We start from the raw sequence: 18,984 nt of genomic DNA on the forward strand, positions 1-18,984 counted from the left end.
GGCATCCCGACATTGTCGTGACATGGTTTGGATGCTGGCGCCTTCGGGGGCCGGCCCAAAAGGTCATGCTGCGATGCGATTGTAATGGAAAGTCTGTTTGCCCGATCTTGCCCGCCTGATCACGATTATCGAACCCGAAGCCGAAGCTCTCGGCTTCGAGCTGGTGCGCGTGCGGATGGTCGGTTCGGGTGAAGAGCGCACCTTGCAGATCATGGCCGAGGATCCTGCCACCGGGCAGATGGTCGTGGAGCAGTGCGCCACGCTGTCGCGCGCCATTTCCAACCGGATCGACGCGGTCGAGGAGGAAGAGGGCGAACTGATTGAGGGCGCCTATATGCTGGAAGTGTCCAGCCCCGGCATCGACCGTCCGCTGACCCGTGCGAAGGACTATGCCAACTGGGCCGGGCACGAGGCGCGGATTTCGCTGGTCGAAAAGATCGGCGATATGCGCAAGCTCAAAGGCGAACTGCTCGGGATCGAGGGCGAGACTGTCACGATCCGGGATAACAGGGCCGGAGAGATTGCGGTTCCGCTCGCAAACATTCATTCGGCCCAGCTCGAGCTGACCGACAAGCTTATCGCTGCCACCCTGCCGCTCGATGCGGAAGGTGCGGACGAATTCGAAGAGATCAACGAGGAAGAAGAGGCTAGTAACTGATGGCCAGTCCGATTTCCGCCAACAAGGCCGAGCTGCTCGCAATCGCCAACGCGGTCGCGTCCGAGAAGATGATCGACAAGTCGATCGTCATCGAGGCCATGGAAGAGGCGATCCAGAAGTCCGCGCGCAACCGTTATGGTGCGGAAAACGACATTCGTGCCAAGCTCGACCCGATGACCGGCGACCTGCGCTTGTGGCGTGTGGTCGAGGTGGTGGAAGAGGTTGAAGACTACTTCAAGCAGGTCGATCTGGCCCAGGCGGAGAAGCTGGAGCCGGGCAGCAAGGTGGGCGACTTCATCGTCGATCCGCTGCCGCCGGTCGATCTGGGGCGCATCGACGCGCAGAGCGCCAAGCAGGTAATCTTCCAGAAGGTCCGCGATGCCGAGCGCGAGCGTCAGTATGAAGAGTTCAAGGATCGTGCGGGCGAAGTCATCACCGGCGTTATCAAGTCGGTCGAGTTCGGCCACGTGATCGTGAACCTCGGCCGCGCCGAGGGCGTGATTCGCCGCGACCAGCAGATCCCGCGTGAGGCCGCTCGTGTGGGCGAGCGTGTGCGGGCGCTGATTCTCAAGGTGGAGCGCAACAACCGCGGTCCGCAGATCTTCCTCAGCCGCGCGCACCCCGAGTTCATGAAAAAGCTGTTCGCGCAGGAAGTGCCCGAGATTTACGACGGCATCATCCAGATCAAGGCCGCCGCCCGCGATCCGGGCAGCCGCGCCAAGATCGGCGTGATCTCGCACGATAGCAGCATCGATCCGGTCGGCGCCTGCGTCGGCATGAAGGGCAGCCGTGTGCAGGCCGTGGTGCAGGAACTGCAGGGCGAAAAGATCGACATCATCCCGTGGTCGGAAGATACCGCCACCTTCGTCGTCAACGCATTGCAGCCCGCTACCGTGGCGCGCGTGGTGCTCGACGAGGAAGAGGGCCGGATCGAGGTGGTCGTGCCCGACGATCAGCTCAGCCTTGCGATCGGCCGCCGCGGCCAGAACGTGCGGCTGGCCTCGCAGCTGACCGAAAGCCAGATCGACATCATGACCGAGGAAGAAGCCTCGGAAAAGCGCAGCAAGGAGTTTGCCGAGCGCTCCAAGATGTTCGAGGAAGAGCTGGACGTCGACGAGACGCTGTCGCAGCTGCTGGTGGCCGAAGGCTTCACCGAGCTGGAAGAAGTGGCCTACGTCGAGCTGTCCGAGCTGGCGATGATCGAAGGTTTCGACGAAGAGTTGGCCGAAGAGCTGCAGAGCCGCGCGCTCGAAGCGATCGAGCGGCAGGTCGAGACCTATCGCGCCGCCCGCAAGGAGCTGGGCGTGGAAGACGCGCTGGCCGAGATCCCGCACCTCTCCGAGGAAATGCTGGTTGTGCTCGGCAAGGCCGGGATCACCACGCTGGACGACCTCGCAGACCTCGCCACCGACGAACTGATCGCGAAGAAGCGCGAAGCGCCGCGTCGTCGCCAGAACGCCGATGGCCCGCCGCTGCGTCGCCCGCAGCGCGAGCAGGATAAGGGCGGTGTGCTCGGCACCTTCGGCCTGACTGAAGAGCAGGGCAACGAGATCATCATGGCGGCCCGCGCGCACTGGTTCGAAGACGAAGAACCGGCCAAGGCTGAGCCCGCCCAAGCTGAGGAGGCCGCTGATGCGGAATCCTCACAATGAACCGCTAGGGTCCGACAGCTCTGACGCGCGCGCTTCCGGTCCTTCCGGGAGCGAACGCCGCTGCATCCTGACCGGTGAGACCGGCGGGCGTGACGATCTCGTGCGCCTCGCCATCTCGCCGGAAGGGTTGGTGCTGCCCGACGCCCATGCGAAGGCGCCGGGGCGGGGCGCTTGGCTCGGCACCTCGCGGGCTGCGCTCGAAGAGGCGATGGCCAGCGGCAAGCTGAAAGGAGCGCTGGCGCGCGCGTTCAAGGGCGCGCCGCTTGAAATTCCCGCCGAGCTTCCCGACATGATTGAGCAGGCGCTGATCAAGGCGCTGACCGACCGGCTGGGTCTTGAAATGCGCGCCGGGCGCGTGGTTCTGGGCTCTGATCGCATCACGAACGAAGCGCGTAGCGGTGCGATTGCCGCGCTTTATCATGCGCGCGATTCGAGCGACGATGGTTGCCGCAAGCTCGATCAGGCCTATCGCGTCGGGCTCGATGCGGAAGGCTCGGGAATTGTTGGAGACAGGCTGCCACTGGACCGGCTAGCCCTGTCTGTGGCATTGGGCCGCGAGAATGTCGTCCACCTGGCATTGGCCGATCGCAAGTCGGCCGAGCGGGTCGCGGTTCCGCTGGGGCGTTTGCAAACCTATCTGGGCGCCGCCACGGCGGCCAAGAACGGCGGGCAGGGGAAAGCGATTGGCGCTGATCCCGAAACCGCCGCGAATATGTGATTTGAAGGAATAATCGAGGCTTATGAGCGATAACGAAGACACACCGAAGCGCGAACGCAAGCCCCTTGGGCTGAAGCGCTCGGTCGAAGCGGGCGAGGTCAAGCAGACCTTCAGCCACGGGCGCACCAACAAGGTGGTGGTCGAGGTAAAGCAGCGCCGTAAGCTCGTGAAGCCCGGCGAGGCCGCACCGCCGCCTCCGCCTCCGCCGCCCCCTCCGCCGCCAGCCCCCAAGGCCGAGCCCGCGCCTAAGCCCGCGCCGCGCCGTCCGGCTGTGCCCGCTGGCGAGACCCCGCAGGAACGCGTGGCCCGCCTTCAGCGTGAGGCCGAGGAAGACCGTCTGCGGCAGGCCGAGGAAGCCCGCAAGCGCGAGGAAGAGCAGGCCCGTCAAGCAGCCGAAGATGAAAAGCGCCGCGCCGAGGAGAAGCGCAAGGCCGAGGAAGAGGCCGCCAAGCAGCGTGCCGCCGACGAAGCCGCGGCGAAGGAAGCGGCTGCCAATGCGCCGGCCGAACCCGAGGCAGAGCCCGAAGCTGAGTCCGCTGCTTCGACGAGCGATGCTCCGGCTACGCCGAGCCCGCGCCGGTTCACCCCGGTCAAGCGGCCCGAGATCAAGAAACCCGAGAAGCCCGAGCGCAAGGGGGCTGACAAGCCCAAGCGTGGCGGTGCCGCGCCTGCGCCCGCCGATCGTGGCGGCAGCAATGTCGGCGGCGGTGCGGACAAGCGCCGCTCGGGCAAGCTCACTGTCAACAAGGCGCTGAACGAGGACGAGGGCCGCCGCGCGCGCAGCCTCGCCGCGCTCAAGCGTGCGCGTGAGAAGGAACGCCGTATGCATGGTGGCGGCTCGTCCGCCCCGCGTGAGAAGCAGGTGCGCGATGTGATCGTGCCCGAGGCGATAACCGTGCAGGAACTCGCCAACCGCATGGCCGAGAAGGGCGCCGACCTCGTGAAGTCGCTGTTCAACATGGGCATGATGGTGACGGTCAATCAGACGATCGACGCCGATACCGCCGAGCTGCTGGTCGAGGAATTTGGCCACCGCATCGAGCGCGTGTCGGAAAGCGATGTCGATATCGACACCTCGACCGACACCGATCCGGAAGAGACGCTGCAACCGCGTCCGCCGGTGGTTACGATCATGGGCCACGTCGATCACGGTAAGACCAGCCTGCTCGATGCCCTGCGCGGCACCGACGTGGTGAAGGGTGAGGCCGGCGGCATCACCCAGCACATCGGCGCCTATCAGATCACCACCAAGGGCAAGGACAAGGTTACCTTCCTCGATACGCCAGGCCACGCCGCCTTCACCGAGATGCGCGCACGTGGTGCCAATGTCACCGATATCGTGGTGCTGGTGGTGTCAGGCGACGATGCGATCATGCCGCAGACGATCGAGGCGATCAGCCACACCAAGGCGGCTGGCGTGCCGATGATCGTGGCGATCACCAAGGCCGACAAGCCCGAGTACAACGCCCAGAAGATCCGCGAACGCCTGCTTGAACACGAGGTGATCGTGGAAGCCATGTCGGGCGACGTGCAGGATGTGGAAGTCTCGTCCAAGACCGGTGCCGGTCTCGACGAGCTGATCGACAAGATCCTGCTGCAGGCCGAACTGCTCGAACTCAAGGCGCGTCCCGACCGGATGGCCGAGGCGACCGTGGTCGAAGCCCAGCTCGACAAGGGCCGTGGCCCCGTGGCGACCGTGTTGGTCAACCGCGGTACGCTCAAGCGTGGCGACACCTTCGTGGTCGGCACCGAAAGCGGGCGTGTGCGCGCGCTGATCGACGACAAGGGCAAGCAGATCAAGGAAGCTGGCCCGGGTATGCCGGTCGAGGTGCTTGGCCTGGGCGGCGTTCCGTCGGCGGGCGACATGATGACCGTGGTCGAGAACGAACAGCGGGCCCGCGAAGTGGCGCAGTATCGCAAGGAAAAGGAAACCGAGAAGCGCACGGCCCTCGCGCCGACCAGCTTCGACACGATGTTCAACAAGAGCGACGTGATCGAATGGCCGGTGGTGGTGAAGGCCGACGTGCAGGGCTCGGTCGAGGCGATCGTCAACGCGCTGCACAACATCTCGAACGATCTCATCAAGGTCCGCGTGCTGCACGCCGGTGTGGGTGCGATCACCGAGAGCGACGTGTCGCTGGCCGTGGCCTCAAAGGCGCCGATCGTGGGCTTCAACGTCCGCCCGAACGCCAAGGCGCGCGAGCTGGTGAAGCGCGACGGTGCGCGGATGATGTATCACGACGTGATCTATCACCTCACCGAAGAGGTCGCGAAGGAACTGGCCGGCGAGCTGGGTCCCGAGAAGATCGAACACGTGGTGGGCCGCGCCGAGGTCAAGCAGGTGTTCCCGGCGGGCAAAAAGGACAAGGCTGCCGGTCTGCTGGTCATCGACGGTGTCATCAAGAAGGGCCTCTTCGCCCGTCTTACCCGCGACGATGTCATCGTTTCGGCCACCGTCATCCAGTCGCTGCGTCGGTTCAAGGACGATGTCGACGAGGTCCGCACGGGTCTCGAATGCGGTGTCGTGCTGGCCGACACCAACGACATCAAGCCGGGCGACAATCTCGAAGTGTTCGAGATTGAAGAGCGCGAGCGCGTGTTGTGATCGGATACCCCTCCCGTTCGCGGGAGGGGGCACTTGGCTATGGCAAAACACTCGAACCCTGATGATCCCTCGGTCCGCCTGCTGAAGGTGGGCGAGCGCGTGCGCCATATCCTGAGCGAGCTGCTCGCCCGCGGAGAGGCGCATGACGAAGTGCTCAGCGCACACAATATCGCTGTCACCGAGGTGCGGATGTCGCCCGACCTCAGGCAGGCCAAGGTCTACGTAAAACCCTTGCTCGGCGAGGATGAGAAGACCGTGGTGAAGGCCTTGCAGGTCAACACTGCGTTCTTCCAGCGCGAGGTGGCCCAGCGGCTGGGCCTGAAGTTCGCGCCCAAGCTGCGCTTCCAGGCTGACGAGACCTTCGACGAGGCGAGCCGGATTGACCAGTTGCTCGACGATCCGCGCGTCCGCCGCGATCTTGACGAGGAAGACGGCGGGGAATGAGCGTCGATCTAGCGCTTCTTGGCCAGCCCATGCTGGATCATGAATGGGAGCGCGGCCTGATCGATCTGTTGCCCTTGGCCGAAGCACATCGCGAGGCCATGCGCGCCATTTGCCTGCCCGACGATCCGGTCTGGCCGATCTATCCGGCCGATCTTTCGGGGGCCGGGTTCGATCCCTATTTCGATATCTTGCTGGCCGATCCTGCCCGCCGCGCCTTTGCGATCGTGCGGGACGGCTTGTTTGCAGGCACGACCAGCTTCCTGAACATCGCGCCGGGGCGTGAGACGCTGGAGCTGGGCGGCACCTTCATGGCGCAGGCCGAACGGGGCAGCGGCCTCAATTCGCGGGTCAAGCCGCTGGTGCTGGCGCGGGCCTTTGCCGCCGGTTTCCGCCGGGTGGAATTCCGCATCGACCAGCGCAACGAGCGCTCGCTGGCGGCGGTGCGCAAGCTGGGCGCGGTGCGCGAAGGTTTGTTGCGGGCCGAGCGGATCACCTGGACCGGCCATGTGCGCGATACCGTGATGCTTTCGATCCTCGCCGAGGAATGGGCGGAGCGCGACAAATCGCGACAGTGATGAACGCGTAAACTCCTGAAAGTTCATGATATGTTCAAGGCGTTTGCGATAGAACACAGTCATGAACGAAAGGAGTCCGATGACATGAAAAACCGCATTCTTGCCGCGCCGCTGCTCGCGCTTGGCCTCTTTGCGACTCCGGCGTTGGCCGAAACGCCCGCGCAGTCCACTGTGGCTGAGCAGCCCGAAGCGCGGATCAATTTCGTGAATCACGGCGGCATCCGAAACTGGCATGCCGAGGATCGCGATACGCTTTACATTCAGGATCGTCGCCGCAACTGGTACAAGGCGGAGCTGATGATCCCCTCGCACGAGTTGCCTTTTGCCTGGGCAATCGGTTTCGATACCGGTCCGATCGATCGGCTCGACAAGTTCTCTCAGATCGTGGTCGACGGGCGCAGCTATCCGATTGCTTCGCTGACCCAGGTCGACGGTCTGCCCGAACGGGACGGCTGAGGCTATCGCGCTCCGGCTGGGGTGTTCTGGGATAGCGCTCCTGGCGCTTCGATGAACACCCCGGCACCGGGGCCGAGCGGAAGGTCAAGCACCACCCAGCCTATCGTCAGCAGCAGGCCCGATGCCATCAGGCCCACCGAATAGGGCAGCATGGTGGCCGCCAGCGAACCAAGGCCGAAGTCTGCCTGCCAGCGCTGGCAGAAGATCAGGATCAGCGGGAAGTAGACCATCAGCGGGGTGATGATGTTGGTTGCCCCGTCGCCCACGCGGTAGGCAGCCGTTGCCATCTCTGGCGAGAGGCCGAGCAGCATCAGCATCGGCACCAGCACCGGCGCAAGCAGCGCCCACTTGGCGCTTGCCGAACCGACGAACAGGTTCAGCAGCGCGGATACTAGGATGATCGCGGTCAGCAGCGCCCAGGCGGGCAGGCCGAGGCCACTCAGGAAGTCCGCCCCGTTGACCGCGAGGATCAGCCCGAGGTTGGACCAGGCAAACATGGCCACGAAGTGTGCCGCCACGAAGGCGAGCACGAGATAGTAGGCCAAATCCTCCATCGCGCCCGCCATCATCTTCACGAGGTCGCGGTGGTCGTTGATGGCCCCCGCCGCCTTGCCGTAGGCCCAGCCTGCCAGCAGGAACAGCAGGAAGAAACCGGCCACAAGGCTCTGATAAAACGGGGTGAGCCGCGCCTCGGCGCTGGCGTCCTCGTCGATCAGCGGGGTGTCTGGGCCGAAGGTGAAGAAGGCCCACATCGCACAGACCGCCAGCACCGCGAGGCCTGCCATCTTAAGGCCTTTGCGCTCGGCCGGTGTCAGCTCCTTGTCGGGATTGCCGCCTGTGGGTGCATTGCCCGCGCGGGATGGGTCGAAGGTGCCGAGGCGCGGTTCGATCATGCGGTCGGTGACGAACCAGATCACCGGCAGGAACACGAAGGTCATGGCGGCGATGAAATACCAGTTACCTGCGATGTTGGCGGTGAAGTCGCCGAACACGGTTTCCACCGCCGCTTCGGTGATGCCGAACAGCAGCGCGTCGAGCTGGCCAGGCAGCAGGTTTGCCGAAAACCCGCCCGAAGTACCCGCGAAGGCGGCGGCTATGCCTGCCACCGGATGGCGCCCCGCAGCGTGGAACACGATCCCTGCCAGCGGAATGAGCACCACATAGGCGGCATCGGCGGCGAGGTTGCCCAACATCCCCACCAGCGTCACGAAAGGCGTGAGCAGGGCCTTGGGCGCATGGCGAACCGCGCCGCGCATCGCTGCCCCGAACAGGCCGGAGCGTTCCGCGACGCCCGCGCCCAGCATCACCACCAACACATATCCCAAGGGATGAAAGTGGGTGAAGGTGGTGGGCATATCGACCCACAAGCGACGGATGTTGTCGCCTGAAAGCAGGCTGGTGGCGGAGATCAGGCGGCTGGTGCCGGTCGCTTCGTCGATCTCGGTCGGGTGGAGCGCCTGCCACCCTACGAGCGAGGCGATCACGGAGAGAGCGACCAGCCCCACGATCAGCCAGAGGAACAGGAATACCGGATCGGGCAGGGCATTGCCGGCACGTTCGATCCGCCCAAGGATGCCCTTCTGGGTACCTGCTTGCTTCATCTGTCGTCCCTCGTCCTGCGAAATCAAGCCAAGCAACAAGGCTTACGGTCTTTACCGCAGGCCCGCAAACCCCCATGTGAGCCGTCCATGAGCGAAACCATCCTGCTGGCCCTGCTGCTGATCCCGTGCCTTGTCGTGGCCATCGTCTTTCACGAGGTGGCGCACGGCTATGTCGCGCTGCTGCTGGGCGATCCCACCGCAAAGGAGCAGCGGCGGCTGAGCCTCAACCCGCTGCGCCATGTCGATCCGGTGGGAACGCTGGTGGTTCCGGGGCTGTTGGCGCTGACCGGCGGGCCGATCTTCGGCTGGGCCAAGCCGGTGCCCGTTCTGAAGCAGCGGCTCGACAATCCGCGCTATGGAATGATGGCCGTGGCCGCCGCCGGACCGGGCACGAACTTCGTGCTGGCGCTGGTTGGAGCCGTTGTGCTTGGCCTTTCGCTGTCGCTGGGGATGTCGCTCGGCTATTCCGACGGGGGCACTCCGATCATCGTCAACGCCGATGGCAGCCTGAGCCTGCTCGCCACATTCGGCTTCTTCATGGTGCTGGTGAATGTGTTCCTCGCCGTGTTCAACCTGCTGCCGATCCCGCCGTTCGATGGTTCGCACATCGTGGAGGGCCTTCTGCCGCCGCGCGCCGCGCGCGCTTACGAGCGGTTGCGCCCGTTCGGAATGCTGCTGTTCGTGGGGCTGATCGCGCTCACCTGGCTGGCGCCGGGGCTGAACCTGCTCGGCAACACCATTGGCCTTCCGGTAGCCTGGGCTGTGGACCAGTACCTTGCTTTCGCTGACCTGATCGCCCGATGAGCCCGCACGGCTGGATTATCCTCGACAAGCCCGTGGGGCTGGGCTCGACGCAGGCCGTGTCGGCGGTGAAGCGCAACCTGCGCGAGGCGGGCTACGGCAAGGTGAAGGTGGGCCATGGCGGCACGCTTGATCCGCTGGCCGAGGGCGTGCTTCCCATCGCGCTGGGCGAGGCGACCAAGCTCGCCGGGCGCATGCTCGACAGCGACAAGGCCTATGCCTTCACCATCCAGTTCGGCAGTATGACCGACACGCTCGATGCCGAGGGCGAAGTGATCGAAACCAGCGATCACCGCCCGCCGCGCGCGGCCGTGGCGGCGATCTGCGACCATTTCACCGGCCCGATAGAGCAAGTTCCGCCCAAGTATTCCGCGCTCAAGATCGATGGCAAGCGCGCTTACGACCTCGCACGGGCGGGCGAGGAGGTGGAGATGAAGACCCGCGCGGTCACGATCCACTCGCTCCGGCCAGCTACGGGGGAGGGGGACGAGAGCGCGGAGGTGCCGCCGTCAGCCTTTGCCACCACCGTGGGACGGCCCGACCCCTACGATCCGCAGGCTCCTCTCGAATTGGCGGACAGCGTCACGCTCGTCGCCAATGTCTCGAAGGGCACCTATATCAGAAGCTTGGCACGCGACATCGCCCATGCCCTTGGCACCTGCGGCCATGTCACCTATCTGCGCCGCATCAAGGCTGGCCCGTTCACCGAGTCTCAAGCGATTTCGCTGGACAAATTGAACACAATCGGTAAGGGCGCGCCTCTTGAAGACATTATCCTGCCGCTTGAGGCGGGGCTGGACGGTATCCCGGCCCTGATCCTCGATCCCGAGAGTGCGCAGGCGGTCCGTCAGGGCCGGGTCATTTCGGGATTGCCCCATTCCGACGGGCTTTACTTCGCGAAACTGGCTAACGAGCCGGTGGCGCTGATGGAGCTTACGGAAGGTTCGGCCAAGGTCGTCCGGGGGTTCAATTGTAGCTGATACCGCGGAGTAGAATGAATGACTGTTACCGCCGAAAAGAAGCAGGAAATCATTGCTGACAATGCTGTCGCCTCGGGTGACACCGGCAGCCCCGAAGTGCAGGTCGCGATCCTCACCGAGCGTATCCGCAACCTCACCGAGCACTTCAAGGAGCACCACAAGGACAACCACTCGCGTCGTGGCCTGCTCAAGATGGTCAACAAGCGTCGCAGTCTGTTGGCCTACCTCAAGAAGAAGGATCTGGCGCGTTACAACAGCCTGATCCAGAAGCTGGGTCTGCGTAAGTAAGAGTTTCTCGAAGGGCGGCTCAAAAGGCCGCCCTTCGCACATTTGCCGGTCACAAACCTCCGGCAATAGAAAGCGGCCATCCCTTGCAATCCGGCGAGGGGGCCAGGGGCGTGAAATAGCCCCACACCGGACCGGGACGGAATCCCCGGCAGGAAACCCCGCCAAGCAATCTGGCTGGCGGGTATGATTGGATAATCCATGTTCGACACCAAAACCGTATCGATTGAGTGGGGCGGAAAGACCCTCACCCTCGAAACCGGCCGCATCGCCCGTCAGGCTGACGGCGCCGTGCTGGCCACCTATGGCGAAACCGTGGTGCTTTGTGCCGTGACCGCCGCCAAGTCCGTGAAGGAAGGGCAGGACTTCTTCCCGCTCACCGTTCACTATCAGGAAAAATTCTCCTCGGCTGGCCGCATCCCCGGCGGCTTCTTCAAGCGCGAACGCGGCGCCACCGAGAAGGAAACCCTCACCAGCCGCCTGATCGACCGTCCGATCCGCCCGCTGTTCCCCGAAGGGTTCTACAACGAAATCAACGTGATCTGCCAGGTTCTTTCCTATGACGGTGAGACCGAGGCTGACGTGCTGGCGATGATCGCGGCCTCGGCTGCGCTGACCATCTCGGGCGTGCCCTTCATGGGCCCGATCTCGGGCTGCCGCGTGGGCATGATCGACGGCGAATATGTGCTGAACCCGAAGCAGGAAACTGCGCTGGCCGATGGCACGCTCGACCTCGTCGTGGCCGGAACACACGATGCCGTGATGATGGTGGAATCGGAAGCCAAGGAGCTGACCGAGGAAGACATGCTCGGCGCGGTGATGTTCGCGCACGAAGCCAACCAGCAGGTGGTCAAGCTGATCGTCGAGCTGGCTGAGCAGGCTGCCAAGGAGCCGTGGCAGATCGACCAGTCGGACGACAAGGCTGCCATGAAGGAAGAGCTGCGCGGGATCGTCGGCGACGACATCGCCGCTGCCTATAAGCTGACCGACAAGTCAGCCCGTGCCAACGCCCTCAACGAGGCGCGCGCGAAGGCCAAGGCGCACTATGCCGAGGCCGATGGCCAGACGCAGATGACCGCCGGCAAGCTGGTCAAGAAGCTCGAAGCCGAGATCGTTCGCGGTGCCATCCTCAAGGACGGCCAGCGCATCGACGGCCGCAAGCTCGATCAGGTTCGCCCGATCGAGAGCATGGTGGGCTTCCTGCCGCGCACGCACGGTTCGGCGCTGTTCACGCGCGGTGAGACGCAGGCGATCTGCACCACCACGCTGGGCACCAAGGATGCCGAGCAGATGATCGACGGGCTTGATGGCCTGACCTATTCGAACTTCATGCTGCACTACAACTTCCCGCCCTATTCGGTTGGCGAAGTTGGTCGTTTCGGTGCTCCGGGTCGTCGCGAGATCGGCCATGGCAAGCTCGCCTGGCGCGCGCTGCACCCGGTGCTGCCGAGCAAGGAAGATTTCCCCTACACGATCCGCATCCTGTCGGACATTACCGAGTCGAACGGCTCGTCGTCGATGGCCACGATCTGCGGCGGCTGTCTGTCGATGATGGATGCCGGCGTTCCGATCGAGCGTCCGGTGTCGGGCATCGCCATGGGCCTGATCCTCGAAGGTGACGAATTCGCTGTGCTGTCCGACATCCTGGGTGACGAAGATCACCTCGGCGACATGGACTTTAAGGTGGCCGGCACCGAGGCTGGCATCACCACCATGCAGATGGACATCAAGGTCGCCGGCATCACGCAGGAGATCATGGGCAAGGCGCTCGAGCAGGCCAAGGCCGGCCGTGCGCACATCCTGGGCGAAATGCAGAAGGCGCTGGGCACCGCCCGCACCGAGCTTTCGGCTCACGCTCCGCGTATCGAGACGATGCAGATCGACAAGTCGAAGATCCGCGAAGTGATCGGCACCGGCGGCAAGGTGATCCGCGAGATCGTCGCCGAGACCGGCGCCAAGGTCGACATCGACGACGAGGGTCTGATCAAGATCTCGTCGAGCGACGTGACCCAGATCGAAGCTGCCAAGAAGTGGATTCAGGGCATCGTAGAGGAAGCGGAAGTCGGCAAGATTTACGACGGCAAGGTCGTCAACATCGTCGACTTCGGTGCCTTCGTGAACTTCATGGGCGGCAAGGACGGCCTCGTCCACGTCTCCGAAATGAAGAACGAGCGCGTCGAGAAGCCGACCGATGTCGTGTCTGAAGGGCAGGACGTTAAGGTCAAGGTGCTCGAGATCGACCAGCGCGGCAAGGTGCGCCTGTCGATGCGCGTCGTCGATCAGGAAACTGGCGAAGAGCTGGAAGACACCCGCCCGCCGCGCGAGCCGCGCGGTGACAGAGGCGACAAGCCGCGTGGGGACCGTCGTGGTCCGCGTAGTGGCGGCGGCGGCCGTGGTGGCGACCGTGGCCCGCGTCGCGATCGTGACGGCGGCGGCAACGGTGGCGGTGGTGAAGACCACATGCCCGCCTTCCTCAAGGACGACTGAGCTTAAGCCAGCTTAGCAGGCAAACACAGCAGGGGCCGCGTGGTGCGAACCGCGCGGCCCCTTTGCTTTTGGGCGATGCAGGTACTGATCGATGGAAACCGGGTTCGGATTGGCCGCTTACTTCTTGCTCACCGCCAGACGCGGAGTGTTCGTCGGGGGCGAGCTGGGATGTCGCCGGCTGGCTGCCTTCACGCAGTTGCGCCCGGCTTCCTTGGCAACATAGAGTGCTGCGTCAGCCATGGGCACCAGATCGCGCATGGTGCTCGATGTCTCGGGTACGCAGGCTACGCCGAACGAGGCGGTGACCGGGGTGCCGTGCAACTCGGACAGGCTCTCGATCCGGCTACGCAGGAGTTCGGCCTTCTTCAGGGCCTGGTCGAGACCGCAACCGGGCATGATCACCATCATCTCCTCGCCGCCGTAGCGCGACACGATATCGGTCGGCCGGACCGAGGCCGTGAGCTGCGCCGCGACATCGCGCAGCACCGCATCGCCCTTGCCGTGGCCGTGCGAATCGTTGATCTTCTTGAAGTGGTCGAGATCGATCATGATTACCGAGGTGGCGCTGCCGTTGCGCTCGGCGATCTGGAGGTGGCGTTCCAGCGCATCTTCCATGTACCGGCGGTTATAGAGCCCCGTCAGAGGATCTCGCAGCGACTGCGTACGCAGCTTCTCCTGCAGCGATATGTTGGCGAGCGCGAGGCTCATCGAATCGGCCAGTGCTTGTGCAATGCGCGCGATCTCGCGCAGCCGCTTGGCACCATCCTGGTCGTCGGACGCGAGCATAAGGAGCCCGTGAACCTTGCCGCGGGCGATCATTGGCACTTCGATGGTGGCGTTGCGGCCGCCGTTGTGTTTGCAGCACAGCTGGCTTTGCGAGTGCGGGTCGTTGATCTGAACCTTGCCGCGCTTCAATGCCCAGCAAGTGGCCGGCACCAGGGTCTTGATGGGATTTGAGATGCCATCTTCGGGCCACATCGAGGCAAGGTCGAGCCGGTCCTGCGAATTGTTGAAGATGTAAAGCGCGCCGCGCAAATCGGGGAGCAGTCGGCTGGCGGTGGCGGCAAGCACCTCGCCCGCATCCTCGCGGCTGAGTGCGCTTTGCAGCATGTCGGTCATGCCGAACAGTTGCTCGATCTGAGCGCGCTGTTCGTCAACCTTCATCGCAAGATCCTCCAGGTTTGCGATGCGCTTTTCGCTGATCGCACCAAGAAGAATGGAGATCGCAGCCTGTGCCAGCATGAACATCAGGCTGATTACAGCAGCGTAAGGCAGGTAGTCGCCACCTTCGATCAGCGCGGCAAGCAGAATTGCCGCCGACATGAGGTGCGAGCCACGCAGCATCCTGCGCAGCCAGGTCGGAGAGGCGCTCTCGATCACAATAGAGGTACGCTGACGAATCATTGCTTCCTTTTCGATCGCACGAATTAACTGGGTCTGGCCGAGTGAGCAGATGGCCTCGCCAGCCCCAGGGCACGATTCACGAGTACCCGGGCATTCGCTTGCCGGTTGACCGATGGTACAATCCAAATGCGAACATAATCTTACGAGGATTGGGAGAATGATGACACAAGGCGCTGATTCGATTGACTTTGAAAAGGTCCAGCAGGTGGCAGGCGGGGTGATGGCGCATGTCGCCGGTGCGGTCAGCCTGATGATGGCTTACATCGGTGACCAGGCTGGTGTGTTCGCGGCGATGGACGGAGAAGGCCCGATGACGCTCGACCAGCTTGCCGAAAAGACCGGGCTTAACGCCAAATATCTGCGAGAATGGCTCGGGTCGGTCTCCGCCGCGGGATATCTGGTGTTCGATCCCGTCGCACAGACCTTCGAACTCCCGGCCGAACACGCGATGGTCTTCGCGCGCGAAGGTCAGCCCGCCTGCATGCAAGGCTTTATCCAGGCCATCGTGGCGCAATACGACATGCACGAGAAGGCGGTCGAGGTGTTCAAGTCGGGCGAGGGGCGTGCCTGGTCCGAGCACTCGCCATGCCTGTTCTGCGGCACTGATCGCTTCTTCCGCCCAGTCTACGCCGCGCACCTGTTGACCGAATGGCTGCCCGCGCTTGATGGCGTGGTCGAACGGCTGGAGGCCGGGGGCAAGGTGGCAGACATCGGCTGCGGATATGGCACCTCGACAATCCTGATGGCGCAGGCCTTTCCGAACTCAACCTTCATCGGCTTCGACTTCCACCAGCCGAGCATCGACAAGGCGCGCGAACGCGCGGCCGACGCAGGGCTGGCGAATGTCAGCTTCGAACTGGCCACGGCGCAGGACTTCCCGGGACATGACTTCGACTTCGCCTGCATCTTCGACGCGCTTCACGACATGGGGGATCCCGTGGGCGCGGCGCGGCATGTGCGCAAGGTGCTGAAAGACGACGGCGTGTTCATGGTGGTCGAGCCGATGGCGGGCGACTCGATGGCCGAAAACATGCATCTGATGGGACAGATTTTCTACGGGTTCTCCTGCATGGCCTGCGTTCCGGCCAGCCTGGCGCAGCCGGTCGGTTATGGCCTGGGCGCGCAGGCGGGGCAGGCGAAGCTCGCCCGCGTGCTCGGCGATGGGGGCTTTACAATTATCCGCCGCGCCGCTGAAACGCCCAGTAACATGGTGCTGGAAGCGAAGCCCTAGGCTTGGCTCGTACGCATCACACCCAGATAGTCGAACTTGCCCAACGGCACACCGCCTGCGCGCAGGATGCCGTAGGCGGTGGTGGCGTGGAAGAAGAAGTTCGGCTGGCTGAAGCTGAGCAGAAAGTCCGTGGTGGTGAAGGGCACCTTGAGTTCCTTGAACTCGAACCGCATCGGGTCGTCGACGAGGCTGTCCAGCTCCTCGGGATCCAGCGCGCGCAGGAACTCCTCGGCTTCGGTGAGCTTGGCGTGAAGCCCTTCATAGCTGGTTGGCGGATCGGCCATGTCAGGCCCGAACACCCCTGCGCGCAAGCCCTCGATCGCGCCCTTTGAATGGTGCGCCATGCTTTTGATCTGATAGGCAAAGGGCAGCATGTCCTCGATCAGGCAGCCGCTGGCCAGCGCCTCTTCGCTCAACCCGTGAGCCTTGGCCTTGTCGATCCAGCCATGCCCCGCGCCCAGCACCTGAAGCATGGTCGGAACGACGGCTGAGTGAAGTGAAATTGGCATGGGAAACCCTTTCTCAAGAAAACAATTTTCGATCTGAAGCGAATGTCCGTGACATTTGCGGGAGGCTCGGCATGATTGCGATCACGCATAACAGAAAATACGCGAGGGAGTAGGACCCGCAATGGCAAGAAGTTTTACCGAGGCGCTTGACGCACAGCCGACCCGGGCATTCCAGTGGATGATCGCAGGGGTCTGTATGCTGGTGCTGGTCTGCGATGGGATCGACCTGCAATTGCTGGGCATCGTGGCTCCTCTGGTGATTGAGAGCTTCGGCACCGATGCCAGCACTTTCGGCATCGCCGCAGGCGCGGCGCTGGTTGGATTCGGGCTCGGTTCCTTTGCCGGGGGTGTGCTGGGCGATGCCATCGGGCGGCGCTGGACGCTTGTCATCGCCGCGCTGGTCTTCTCGCTGGCGACGGTCGGCGCGGCGACCGCTGGTGATGTCACTCAGATGGCCTTGTGGCGCTTGGCTGGGGGGCTCGGCTTCGGCGGGGCCTATGCCAATGCGCTGGCGCTGGCTGGCGAGTGGCTGCCAGAGCGTTGGCGTGGGGTAACAGTCAGCACCTTGTCGGTCGGCACTCCGATCGGCGGCACTATCGTGGGCCTGATCGGACCGGGCATGGCGGCGGATTACGGCTGGGACGGCACTTTCCTGCGCATCGGGCTGGCTACCGTGCTGGTGGCGGTTTTGATTCTCGTTGCCCTGCGCGATAGCCCGGCCTTTCTGCTCGCCCTGGGCAGGCGCGAGCAGGCGCAGAAAAATGCGCGCTTCGTGCTCGATACGGACGAAGAGCTGGCTCCCGAACGGCATGAGGCTGATGGTGTCGAAGGCCAGCGCACCAGCGTGTTCGATAAGCGCAACCTGCGGCTCAACATCGGGATCGGACTCGCCTTCACCGCCGCCGCAATGGTCGCTTACTCGATCCTGACCTGGACCACGACGATGCTAACCGCGCGCGGGTTTACGCTGGAGGCCGCGGGCGGGGCGGTTGCTCTGGCAGGCATTACCTCGATGATCGGTTCGGTTCTTGTTGGCCTTGCCATGCGGCGGTTCGGGTCACACCGGGTGCTGCTCGCGATCAGCATCGCGTTGACCTGTGTTTTGGTGGCGTTGGCGGTTCAGGTGGAAGCCCTTCCTGCCGCGCCCGATGCCATGGAACAGCAAGTGGTGACCTGGCTGGTCGGCGCGGCAGGCGGCTTTTTCAGCGCCGCTATTGCGGGGATGTATGTGCTGATGACCTTCGGCTACCCGCAGAGTTGCCGCTCGTCAGGCATTGGTTTCGGCATTTTCATGAGTCGAATCGGCGCGATCGGAGGCAGTGCGCTGGGAGGGGCGCTGCTGGAGATGGGCGGCGCAAGTACATGGCCGTTTTTTGCCATCCTGTTTGTCTGCGCGCTCATCATTTCGGGAGCTTCGCTCGTGATCGACCGTCACGTTCCTCCTCTGACGCGCAACTGAGCATGGTGAGGCGGTTGATCGGAGTGAAGATTCCCGATAGATATTGAGCAAAGGCAATAGTTTAGATTTTGCTTCTGTAACGGAATAATATTTACGGGCGCATATGTTCCGATCTTAGGGGACGTAGTATGCCCAGTATTGATGCTGCCTATTCGCGTGCACTTGGCGAAATCTCTGGCGCGAACGATGTGTTCGCTGTCCGGACGGCGCTTTCGGCAGCCTTGGCGCTTGAGGGTATGCCGGCGGCCTACTTTCTGGCGCCGCTGACGTCCGATGTGCGGCTAGGGCGAGTGCTCTCGTCTCTGGGGAACCCGCGCATATGGGAGCGCCACTACCGCAACACCCTGCATCGGTTCGATCCGCTGCCCAGCTTTGCCTTGTCAGTATCGGGCGCTTTCTTCTGGCTCGATGCGCTGGACGGCGTAGCGCTCACCAATCGCCAGCGGCGATATCTGAAGATCGCTGGCAGGTTCGGTCTCGGCCGTGGGATCGGCGTTGCCTGTTATGGACCGCAGGGGCGCAGCGGCTTTCTCGGCGCGGCCTGGCAGCGCAAGGAAAAACCTGCGGTGAGCGCGCTGCAGTGGGTCAACAACGTAGGGCAGACCTCTTTCCAGCGCTATTGCCAGGTGGTGCGCATGGATGACACCGTTCCGGCCTTGTCGAACCGCGAGCTCGAGGTGCTTAGCTGGATGTGCGAAGGCAAGAGCAATTCCGTGATCGCGCAGATTCTCGATATTTCGCGATCAAGCGTCGATATGTATGTGCGACGACTGTTCAGCAAGCTCAACGTGACGGATCGTACGGCCGCCTGCCTCCGTGGCCTCAGGCTGGGGCTTGCGCTCGGTCGTGACCATCAGGCGCTAGTCGAGCAGGCCCGCAGGCGCGAGCAGAGCAATATGGTCTGACTTCGGCCACACCTATGCAGTCAATCTGTCACGCAATTGCGTGACGTGCACGGGCGGGCGAGGGCCCCTAGTTGCCGCTGCGAAACATCGGCAAGCCATTCGGGTCGCTATTCGGATGAGCGGATGTTTTGTCAGTCCATACCCCACAATTGGACTTGGAACGTCCCGCGTCCGCCATCGCGGCGAATGAAGGGTCTTCCATGCGATTGGCCTC

The 18,984-nt window shown here is 63.5% G+C and carries 17 protein-coding genes; 14 read left to right on the plus strand and 3 right to left on the minus strand.

Annotated features, from left to right (window positions below; translation table 11 throughout):
- The first annotated feature begins 97 nt into the window (after positions 1-97).
- From rimP to ABDJ38_RS05540, 7 genes are all read left to right on the plus strand, one after another.
- The gene (rimP, locus tag ABDJ38_RS05510; RefSeq protein ID WP_346784081.1) at positions 98-658 is read left to right on the plus strand and encodes a ribosome maturation protein RimP; all 561 of its coding nucleotides are present in this window, start codon (positions 98-100) and stop codon (positions 656-658) included.
- Entirely contained in the window at positions 658-2,310 is a 1,653-nt protein-coding gene (gene nusA, locus ABDJ38_RS05515; RefSeq protein ID WP_346784082.1) for a transcription termination factor NusA, read from the plus strand. The genes rimP and nusA overlap by 1 nt, the downstream gene beginning before the upstream one ends.
- Complete coding sequence (locus ABDJ38_RS05520) at positions 2,291-3,028, plus strand: DUF448 domain-containing protein (protein ID WP_346784083.1); 738 nt, start codon at positions 2,291-2,293, stop codon at positions 3,026-3,028. The genes nusA and ABDJ38_RS05520 overlap by 20 nt, the downstream gene beginning before the upstream one ends.
- A gap of 22 nt (positions 3,029-3,050) precedes the next feature.
- Entirely contained in the window at positions 3,051-5,633 is a 2,583-nt protein-coding gene (gene infB / locus ABDJ38_RS05525) for a translation initiation factor IF-2 (protein ID WP_346784084.1), read from the plus strand.
- A gap of 39 nt (positions 5,634-5,672) precedes the next feature.
- On the plus strand, positions 5,673-6,077 hold the full coding sequence (gene rbfA, locus ABDJ38_RS05530; protein ID WP_346784085.1) for a 30S ribosome-binding factor RbfA: 405 nt from the start codon (positions 5,673-5,675) through the stop codon (positions 6,075-6,077).
- Positions 6,074-6,652: a GNAT family N-acetyltransferase gene (locus tag ABDJ38_RS05535; RefSeq protein ID WP_346784086.1), complete on the plus strand. Its 579-nt coding sequence runs from the start codon at positions 6,074-6,076 to the stop codon at positions 6,650-6,652. The genes rbfA and ABDJ38_RS05535 overlap by 4 nt, the downstream gene beginning before the upstream one ends.
- An 84-nt stretch (positions 6,653-6,736) precedes the next feature.
- The gene (locus ABDJ38_RS05540) at positions 6,737-7,108 is read left to right on the plus strand and encodes a DUF6491 family protein (RefSeq protein ID WP_346784087.1); all 372 of its coding nucleotides are present in this window, start codon (positions 6,737-6,739) and stop codon (positions 7,106-7,108) included.
- Positions 7,109-7,110: 2 nt separating this feature from the next.
- Here the strand turns inward: ABDJ38_RS05540 and ABDJ38_RS05545 are convergent, their stop codons facing one another.
- Positions 7,111-8,709, minus strand: a complete 1,599-nt coding sequence (locus tag ABDJ38_RS05545; RefSeq protein ID WP_346784088.1) for an AbgT family transporter — start codon at positions 8,707-8,709, stop codon at positions 7,111-7,113.
- Between the two features lie 87 nt (positions 8,710-8,796).
- On the opposite strand from ABDJ38_RS05545, the gene ABDJ38_RS05550 reads away from it, so the two are divergent.
- From ABDJ38_RS05550 to pnp, 4 genes are all read left to right on the plus strand, one after another.
- Positions 8,797-9,513 (plus strand): site-2 protease family protein, encoded by a 717-nt coding sequence (locus ABDJ38_RS05550; RefSeq protein WP_346784089.1) that lies wholly within the window; start codon positions 8,797-8,799, stop codon positions 9,511-9,513.
- Positions 9,510-10,490, plus strand: a complete 981-nt coding sequence (gene truB / locus ABDJ38_RS05555) for a tRNA pseudouridine(55) synthase TruB (protein WP_346784090.1) — start codon at positions 9,510-9,512, stop codon at positions 10,488-10,490. Before ABDJ38_RS05550 ends, truB begins: the two co-directional genes overlap by 4 nt.
- Before the next feature lie 18 nt (positions 10,491-10,508).
- The gene (rpsO, locus tag ABDJ38_RS05560; protein WP_346784091.1) at positions 10,509-10,778 is read left to right on the plus strand and encodes a 30S ribosomal protein S15; all 270 of its coding nucleotides are present in this window, start codon (positions 10,509-10,511) and stop codon (positions 10,776-10,778) included.
- Positions 10,779-10,976: 198 nt separating this feature from the next.
- Positions 10,977-13,262, plus strand: a complete 2,286-nt coding sequence (gene pnp / locus ABDJ38_RS05565; protein ID WP_346784092.1) for a polyribonucleotide nucleotidyltransferase — start codon at positions 10,977-10,979, stop codon at positions 13,260-13,262.
- 117 nt (positions 13,263-13,379) lie between these two features.
- On the opposite strand, the gene ABDJ38_RS05570 is transcribed toward pnp, so the two are convergent.
- Positions 13,380-14,666 (minus strand): sensor domain-containing diguanylate cyclase, encoded by a 1,287-nt coding sequence (locus tag ABDJ38_RS05570; RefSeq protein WP_346784093.1) that lies wholly within the window; start codon positions 14,664-14,666, stop codon positions 13,380-13,382.
- 157 nt (positions 14,667-14,823) lie between these two features.
- Here ABDJ38_RS05570 and ABDJ38_RS05575 point away from each other — a divergent pair, with 157 nt between their 5' ends.
- Positions 14,824-15,897 (plus strand): class I SAM-dependent methyltransferase, encoded by a 1,074-nt coding sequence (locus ABDJ38_RS05575; protein ID WP_346784094.1) that lies wholly within the window; start codon positions 14,824-14,826, stop codon positions 15,895-15,897.
- Here the strand turns inward: ABDJ38_RS05575 and ABDJ38_RS05580 are convergent.
- Positions 15,894-16,406, minus strand: a complete 513-nt coding sequence (locus ABDJ38_RS05580; RefSeq protein ID WP_346784095.1) for a DUF1993 domain-containing protein — start codon at positions 16,404-16,406, stop codon at positions 15,894-15,896. The genes ABDJ38_RS05575 and ABDJ38_RS05580 overlap by 4 nt on opposite strands.
- Positions 16,407-16,527: 121 nt before the next feature.
- Between ABDJ38_RS05580 and ABDJ38_RS05585 the strand changes: the two genes are divergently transcribed.
- Together ABDJ38_RS05585 and ABDJ38_RS05590 are read left to right on the plus strand one after the other, a co-directional pair.
- A complete protein-coding gene (locus ABDJ38_RS05585) occupies positions 16,528-17,865 on the plus strand; it encodes an MFS transporter (RefSeq protein ID WP_346784096.1) in 1,338 nt (445 codons plus the stop codon).
- A 128-nt stretch (positions 17,866-17,993) separates the two neighbouring features.
- On the plus strand, positions 17,994-18,770 hold the full coding sequence (locus ABDJ38_RS05590) for a helix-turn-helix transcriptional regulator (RefSeq protein ID WP_346784097.1): 777 nt from the start codon (positions 17,994-17,996) through the stop codon (positions 18,768-18,770).
- The last annotated feature ends 214 nt before the right edge of the window (positions 18,771-18,984 follow it).

The organism is Aurantiacibacter flavus (genome assembly GCF_039710615.1).
Classification (GTDB): Bacteria; Pseudomonadota; Alphaproteobacteria; order Sphingomonadales; family Sphingomonadaceae; genus Alteraurantiacibacter; species Alteraurantiacibacter flavus.

Coding starts and splice junctions, on each gene's coding strand:
- nusA (WP_346784082.1), top strand. CDS start 658: ATGGCCAGTCCGATTTCCGCCAACAAGGCCGAGCTGCTCGCAATCGCC.
- ABDJ38_RS05590 (WP_346784097.1), top strand. CDS start 17,994: ATGCCCAGTATTGATGCTGCCTATTCGCGTGCACTTGGCGAAATCTCT.
- pnp (WP_346784092.1), top strand. CDS start 10,977: ATGTTCGACACCAAAACCGTATCGATTGAGTGGGGCGGAAAGACCCTC.
- rpsO (WP_346784091.1), top strand. CDS start 10,509: ATGACTGTTACCGCCGAAAAGAAGCAGGAAATCATTGCTGACAATGCT.
- ABDJ38_RS05520 (WP_346784083.1), top strand. CDS start 2,291: ATGCGGAATCCTCACAATGAACCGCTAGGGTCCGACAGCTCTGACGCG.
- ABDJ38_RS05580 (WP_346784095.1), bottom strand. CDS start 16,406: ATGCCAATTTCACTTCACTCAGCCGTCGTTCCGACCATGCTTCAGGTG.
- ABDJ38_RS05575 (WP_346784094.1), top strand. CDS start 14,824: ATGATGACACAAGGCGCTGATTCGATTGACTTTGAAAAGGTCCAGCAG.
- truB (WP_346784090.1), top strand. CDS start 9,510: ATGAGCCCGCACGGCTGGATTATCCTCGACAAGCCCGTGGGGCTGGGC.
- ABDJ38_RS05540 (WP_346784087.1), top strand. CDS start 6,737: ATGAAAAACCGCATTCTTGCCGCGCCGCTGCTCGCGCTTGGCCTCTTT.
- ABDJ38_RS05585 (WP_346784096.1), top strand. CDS start 16,528: ATGGCAAGAAGTTTTACCGAGGCGCTTGACGCACAGCCGACCCGGGCA.
- infB (WP_346784084.1), top strand. CDS start 3,051: ATGAGCGATAACGAAGACACACCGAAGCGCGAACGCAAGCCCCTTGGG.
- ABDJ38_RS05550 (WP_346784089.1), top strand. CDS start 8,797: ATGAGCGAAACCATCCTGCTGGCCCTGCTGCTGATCCCGTGCCTTGTC.
- ABDJ38_RS05545 (WP_346784088.1), bottom strand. CDS start 8,709: ATGAAGCAAGCAGGTACCCAGAAGGGCATCCTTGGGCGGATCGAACGT.
- rbfA (WP_346784085.1), top strand. CDS start 5,673: ATGGCAAAACACTCGAACCCTGATGATCCCTCGGTCCGCCTGCTGAAG.
- ABDJ38_RS05570 (WP_346784093.1), bottom strand. CDS start 14,666: ATGATTCGTCAGCGTACCTCTATTGTGATCGAGAGCGCCTCTCCGACC.
- ABDJ38_RS05535 (WP_346784086.1), top strand. CDS start 6,074: ATGAGCGTCGATCTAGCGCTTCTTGGCCAGCCCATGCTGGATCATGAA.